Origin of the sequence: Acinetobacter sp. YH12046 (assembly GCF_013419905.1) — a bacterium.
Classification (GTDB): Bacteria; Pseudomonadota; Gammaproteobacteria; order Pseudomonadales; family Moraxellaceae; genus Acinetobacter.
Map to the genome: position 1 here is coordinate 96,057 of NZ_VOZF01000008.1, position 7,198 is coordinate 103,254.

Sequence of the window (7,198 nt, forward strand, 5' to 3'; positions counted from 1 at the left end):
TATGATTATTTATTTCGTATTACGAAACTAAAATTAAAGGGTAAAGGAATTTACCCAGATGAACTAAATAACATGGAGATCCCTATGATTCGCGATCCGGAAATGCTTGAGCAACTTCTTTCGACTATTCGTAACTTTGTCAAAAATGAACTAGTCCCTTTAGAACATGAAGTTGAAGAAAGCAACGCGATTCCTGAGCGTATTGTCGAGCAGATGAAAGAATTGGGTCTGTTTGGCCTAACTATTCCAGAGGAATACGGCGGTTTAGGTATCACCATGGAAGAGGAAATTCTGGTCGCAATGGAATTAGGCCGTACATCGGCTGCATTCCGTTCTTTGATCGGGACCAATAACGGGATCGGTTCAAGCGGGATCGTGATTGACGGTACAGAAGAGCAAAAACAGAAATACCTGCCACGTTATGCGACTGGTGAAATCATTGGTTCATTCTGTTTAACTGAGCCAGATTCAGGTTCAGATGCAGCATCTTTAAAAACCAGCGCGGTTAAAGATGGCGATTACTATATTTTAAACGGTACCAAACGTTTTATTACCAATGCACCGCGTGCAACAACATTTACGGTGATGGCGCGTACCAATCCTGATATCAAAGGTGCAAGCGGCATTTCTGCATTCCTGGTAGAAGCGAATACACCGGGCCTAAGTCTGGGCAAAATTGATAAAAAAATGGGTCAACACGGTTCATACACTTGTGACGTGATTTTTGACAACTGTAAAGTTCATAAAGATCAGTTGATCGGTGGTGTTGAAGGCATTGGCTTTAAAACTGCAATGCGTGTCCTGGATAAAGGCCGTCTGCACATTGCTGGCTATAGCGTAGGTATGGCAGAGCGTATGCTGGAAGATGCTTTAAATTATGCAGTGGAACGTAAGCAGTTCGGTCAACCGATTGCGAATTTCCAGCTCATCCAAGGCATGCTGGCAGACTCTAAAGCTGAGATTTATGCGGCGAAATGTATGGTTCTAGATGCTGCTCGTCTGCGTGACGAAGGCAAGAATGTAACCACTGAATCTTCATGCGCGAAAATGTTTGCCACTGAAATGTGTGGCCGTGTAGCGGATCGCTGTCTGCAAATTCATGGTGGCGCGGGCTATATCAGTGAATATTCAATTGAACGTTTCTATCGTGATGTGCGTTTGTTCCGTCTGTATGAAGGTACTACTCAAATCCAGCAAATCATCATTGCACGTGAAATGATTAAACAAGCAACCGCTTAAGCAGCAAATTTTAGAATATTGGAAATATTAAAATGAGCACAAGAATTAGATTTGACTGGCAAGATCCATTCTTACTGGAACAGCAACTGACTGAAGAAGAGCGCATGATCCGTGACAGCGCACATGCGTACTGTCAAGACAAGCTGATGCCACGCGTACTAGAACAGTTCCGTCATGAAAAAACTGACCCAACGATTTTTCGTGAAATGGGTGAGCTGGGTCTGCTGGGCCCAACCATTCCTGAGCAATACGGTGGCGCAGGTCTAAACTATGTCAGCTATGGTCTGATTGCACGTGAAGTAGAACGTGTGGATTCGGGTTATCGTTCAATGGCCAGCGTACAAAGCTCGCTAGTGATGGTGCCAATCAATGAATTTGGTTCTGAAGAGCAGAAACAGAAATATTTGCCAAAGCTGGCGACTGGTGAATTTATCGGCTGTTTCGGCCTGACTGAACCAGATCATGGTTCTGATCCGGGCAGCATGATTACCCGTGCGAAAAAGGTGGATGGTGGTTACCGTCTGACGGGCGCGAAAATGTGGATTACCAACAGTCCGATTGCTGATGTCTTTGTGGTTTGGGCAAAAGAAGTGTCTCCTGAAGGCAATGTCGGTGATATTCGTGGCTTTATTCTAGAAAAAGGCTGGGAAGGGCTTTCTGCACCAGCGATTCACGGTAAGGTTGGCCTACGTGCTTCGATCACCGGCGAAATCGTGATGGATAATGTATTTGTACCAGAAGAAAATGCGTTCCCGGAAATTCGTGGTCTAAAAGGTCCATTTACCTGTCTGAACAGTGCGCGTTATGGCATTGCCTGGGGTGCGATGGGTGCAGCTGAATTCTGCTGGCATACAGCGCATCAATACACCATGGACCGTAAACAGTTCGGTCGTCCATTGGCTGCGAATCAGCTGATCCAGAAAAAACTGGCGGATATGCAAACTGAAATTGCGTTGGGTCTGCAAGTGGCTTTACGTTTTGGCCGTATGAAAGACGAAGGCATTGCTTCAGTAGAAGGTACTTCACTGATCAAGCGTAATAACTGTGGTAAAGCCTTAGATATTGCCCGTTTAGCGCGAGACATGATGGGCGGTAACGGCATTTCTGATGAATTCGGTGTGGCACGTCATCTGGTGAACCTGGAAGTGGTCAACACTTATGAAGGTACCCATGATGTACATGCCCTAATTCTAGGTCGTGCTCAAACAGGAATTGCTGCATTCTCCAACTAAATGCAGATCAACCTCTAGCCAGCATTGCTGGCTAGTTTGTTTTGGCTGACTTCTATTGAAGTCAGCCAATCCAGTTCTGGGATGGATTTTAAAAATCTAGTCAGATTCAGAATTAAAGATCAATTAAACATTCTATGTTTCATTTAATTAATTAGGTGAAACATAAACTTCTAAAGGGCACAGGAGTGCCAGCAAAGTGTAAAGGACATTATGAATACGCTTAATTCACAACAAAACCTTCTACCAGAAGAAAATATGCCTAAGAAAAAGGTCTGGATTCTGGCTTTTATCTTTTCATTTTTAGCATTATTGGTAGATGGTGCAGATCTTGCACTATTAGCCTACAGTCTAACCAGCCTCAAACAAGAATTTTCTTTAAGTAGTATTCAGGCAGGTGCACTCGGTAGCTGGACACTTGCTGGTATGGCCATTGGTGGCTTTTTTGGTGGCTGGGCTTGTGACCGCTTCGGACGAGTGCGGGTGATTGTTGTTGCGATCGCTTTATTCTCTTCATTAACCTTCTGGCTGGGCTTCACTCAAAGCTATGAAGAATTCAAATGGTTGCGATTCTTTTCAGCAATTGGCTTAGGTGCCCTCTATATTGCCTGTAATACTCTAATGGCAGAATATGTGCCAACAAAATATCGTTCTACAGTACTTGCTGCCTTAATGACAGGTTGGACACTTGGTTCAGTCGTTGCCACTGTACTTGCAGGATGGCTGCTTCCAGAGCTAGGCTGGCGTTACCTTTACTATATTGCCATTGTTCCGATTGTTCTTGCGATTGGCATGTTCTTCCTGGTACCAGAACCACAAGCCTGGTTAAAGGCACGTCAAGAAAGATTGGCAGCCAAAGCCAGCGGCGTAGTGCAGGAAAAACCGAAGAATACGTTTAAAATGATTTTTGCCGATGCTTTAAGCCGTCGCATGTTCATCCTCTGGTCGTTCAGCACCGCATTCTTACAGTTTGGTTATTACGGCGTAAGTAACTGGTTACCAGCTTATCTGGAATCAGACTTAGGTATCAAATTTAAAGAAATGACTACCTATATGATTGGGACCTTCCTGATCATGATGTGTACCAAAGTGATCGCGGGCATTATTGCGGATAAAATTGGTCGTCGTGCTGTATTTGCTTTCGGTACCATGGGCACCGCAATCTTTATTCCTATCATTGTCTTTGGTAACACACCGGACAATATCTTATGGCTAATGCTGTTTTTCGGATTCCTTTACGGTATTCCATATGGCATTAATGCGACTTATATGACTGAAAGTTTCTCTACTAAAGTCCGTGGTACAGCAACAGGTGGCGCTTATAACATTGGCCGTCTAGGCGCAGTATTGGCACCTTTAACTATCGGTTATTTTGCGCAAGGTGGCTCAATTGGTACAGGTCTACTCATCATGAGTGTGGCTTATTTTATTTGTGGCCTGATCCCGGCGATTTTCATTAAAAACCGTTTATTTGACCCACAAAAAGCTGACTAATTGATTAATCAAACATTTATAAAGACAGGAAGATGCTAGGAAGCAATTAAATGAATAAAATCACACAGGATATCGAAACCATACTGAAGCAGATTCCAGATGGTGCACATATTATGACCAGTGGCTTCGGTCTGGCAGGACAGCCAATCGAACTGATTGAAGCTTTGATTGATATTGGTCCTAAAGATCTGACTATTATTAATAATAATGCAGCTTCTGGTGACCGTGGTCTAACCAACCTGTTATTGTCAGGACTGGTGAAAAAAATGATCTGTTCATTTCCTCGTGCCAATAACTCCAAGGTGTTTGAAGAGCTGTATAAAGCTGGAAAGGTTGAACTAGAGTTGGTACCACAAGGCAACTTGGCTTGCCGTATCCAGGCAGCGGGTGCAGGTCTGGGCGCTATTTTTACGCCTACAGGTTACGGCACCAAGATTGCTGAAGGCAAAGAAACCCGCCATATCAATGGCAAGGACTATGTGCTGGAATATCCAATTCATGCAGACTATGCCTTGGTTTATGGCAATCAGGCTGATCAATGGGGCAATTTAACCTACCGTAAAGCAGCCCGAAACTTTGGCCCGTTAATGGCAAAAGCAGCCAGAACAACAATTGCCCAAGTGCATGAAATTGTAGAGCTAGGCGAGCTTGATCCAGAGATTATCGTAACGCCGGGTATTTTTGTGCAGCATGTGGTGAAGGTAGGAGATATCAAATAATGACAATTCAAAAACGTACACGCGAACAGATTGTAGAAAAAGTTGCACAGGATATTCCGACCGGTTCTTATGTGAATTTAGGCATTGGCTTACCAACACGCGTTGCCGGTTATTTAAAGCCTGAACAGGATATTATCCTGCATTCCGAAAATGGCGTTCTGGGTTTTACCGCTTTAACTGATCCTGATCAAGCTGATGATGATCTGATTAATGCCGGTAAAGAACTAGTCAGCATGCTGGATGGCGGCAGTTTTATGAACTCTGCAGATTCCTTCGATATTATGCGTGGCGGCCATTTAGATTTCTGTATTATGGGCGCCTTTCAGGTTGCTGTGAACGGTGATCTCGCTAACTGGCATACCGGTGCACTGGATGCGGTTCCAGCGGTGGGTGGGGCGATGGATCTGGCGGTTGGTGCTCGTTGTGTCTATGTTTGCATGGAACATGTCACTAAAAATGGCGAACCACGGATTGTGGAAGAGCTGACTTATCCGATTACCGGTAAAAACTGCGTTGACCGCATTTATACCGATTTGTGTATTATTGAACTCAAAGATAATCAGGCTTGGGTGCTAGAAATGGTCGATGGCTTGAGTTTTGAGGAACTTCAGCAACAGACAGGTTGCAAGTTGCTCGATGGCCGTGCAGCTGCACAGTTAAAAGCATCCGTATAATAAGCTAAATCATTTAAATATGGTTAAAAATCGCAGCTTAGGCTGCGATTTTTTATACGCTGTATATTTATGCGCTTAGTTGCGTATTCTAAAAGCGGACATTTCTATTTTTAGCTTACAACTAAATTTTGCATAATCGCCATTATGTTAAATGGATATTAAATTGGTGGAAAAACCCAGTTTTTTTAAAAAAATCAAGAATAACGGAATGTATAAACTTATACTTTCTAAAAAGTATTTTTATAATTTCATTATGTATACTTTTTATTATTTTTAGTGAATAGGACACTATAAAAATGCTTAGAAATATTTCTATCGGGGCTATTGTTCTTTTTTCATTGTATGGTTGCAGTTCTTCTGCTCCTTTAAGAAATCAACCATATAAATCCATGTCTCCTTCAGAATTTCAGAGATACTTGGATGAAGATACACAGAACAAATCTCAAGCTAGCCTTCCTCAACCTCAAATAGAAAATGAAACTTGGGCTGATACTCAAAAGGCTAAGTGTAAAATATATGCATCTCCATTATTTAAAAAAAATGATCCTACTGTGAGGTTTTATTGGGATGGTGAGTGTAAAGATGGTTACGCAATAGGGTTAGGAAGAGAGTTTTCTATTGGTAAACAAACCTACGTTGAAGCTATTGGAGAATATAAAGGGGGGGAAAAGCGACCCCAATATTTTTATCAATTTGATAAAGTTAATAAAATGTTCCAAATAGGTGACTTGGAAAATTCACCTAAAAATAGACTACTCTTCCAAGGTATGTTAGATAATAACAATGTGTTTAAAAAAAGCATTATTTTTCATGACTACGATCATAAGGAAATGTATGAAAAAATGTCTTTCGATGATGCAGGCGCACAAGGAAGATTCTATGCAAGTGTAGGTGGATTGAATGTAACGGAACAAAGTTATACTTCCGATCCTTTGCTAAAACAGCAATTAGTAGTGCAAATGCAGAAGAAGAAACTATATACATTTGAATCATTTAATGATGGTAGAAAAAACTTTGTTGATTTAAGTTCGAATTCTCCAGTTTTAGTGAATCCTTCTCAGAATTTACAGGATTTTGTTACAAATAAAATTTTCTACCTCGATAACAAATTTAGTAATCCTAATGATTTCGATTTAAAAAAGACTTTGGATGCTGAAACAAAGGTTAATACTTATATCAATTTAACTTGTACTTCTTCTAACTACATTAAAGAGGTTGGAAAAGATAATTATTTTGCAATTTGTTCTCCTTATAAATCCTTAGGAGTCTTTAAAAATCAAATCGAGCAAGGAAAGGAATTTGTAAATCAGCAAAAGCAAAAACGATTAGCGGATGTACAACAATATATAGCTAACCAACAACTTCAAGCTCAACAGGCAGAGCAATTGAGATTAGCACAGCAACAAAAGGCTCAAGAGGGCTGGACTGCTTTATTTAATGCAATTACCGAGGTAAGTAATGGAGTTGCTAATAGCTATAATCAACAGGCAGAAATGTATAAAAATTTCAGTAATAACATGCCTGTCCAAAGTTTCCCAACACTCAATAGACAGAAGGCTACTTATAACTGCATCAATATTGGGGTGAATACGACTTGTAGAGAACAGTAATAGTTTATGTAGAGAACTGCTACGTTGCTACGTGGATGAAGGAGTTGTATTGCCTTATTAATTTAATGTTATACGCGTGAATTCTAGAAAAGAGAGACCTAATGGTCACTGCTGTCCCATAGTTTGCTTTAAATAAAAAAACCTGAGTCCTAACAGTTAAAATATGAGTGCAAACAAACACTTTAACGACCAGGATTCAGGTTTTGTCACATCAGAATACCGTATTTCATGAG

General features: G+C 41.2%; 6 protein-coding genes. All 6 read left to right on the forward strand.

The features are described from left to right. The first annotated feature begins 84 nt into the window (after positions 1-84). Positions 85-1,239: an acyl-CoA dehydrogenase family protein gene (locus FTU03_RS07190; RefSeq protein ID WP_034171043.1), complete on the forward strand. Its 1,155-nt coding sequence runs from the start codon at positions 85-87 to the stop codon at positions 1,237-1,239. 32 nt (positions 1,240-1,271) lie between these two features. Then, entirely contained in the window at positions 1,272-2,471 is a 1,200-nt protein-coding gene (locus tag FTU03_RS07195) for an acyl-CoA dehydrogenase (protein ID WP_179992560.1), read from the forward strand. 210 nt (positions 2,472-2,681) lie between these two features. Next, a complete protein-coding gene (locus FTU03_RS07200) occupies positions 2,682-3,962 on the forward strand; it encodes an MFS transporter (protein ID WP_004785691.1) in 1,281 nt (426 codons plus the stop codon). A gap of 50 nt (positions 3,963-4,012) precedes the next feature. Further along, a complete protein-coding gene (locus FTU03_RS07205; RefSeq protein WP_179992559.1) occupies positions 4,013-4,681 on the forward strand; it encodes a 3-oxoacid CoA-transferase subunit A in 669 nt (222 codons plus the stop codon). Then, the gene (locus tag FTU03_RS07210) at positions 4,681-5,355 is read left to right on the forward strand and encodes a 3-oxoacid CoA-transferase subunit B (RefSeq protein ID WP_179992558.1); all 675 of its coding nucleotides are present in this window, start codon (positions 4,681-4,683) and stop codon (positions 5,353-5,355) included. Before FTU03_RS07205 ends, FTU03_RS07210 begins: the two co-directional genes overlap by 1 nt. Before the next feature lie 296 nt (positions 5,356-5,651). Beyond that, positions 5,652-6,965, forward strand: a complete 1,314-nt coding sequence (locus FTU03_RS07215) for a hypothetical protein (protein WP_179992557.1) — start codon at positions 5,652-5,654, stop codon at positions 6,963-6,965. Positions 6,966-7,198 lie beyond the last annotated feature (233 nt).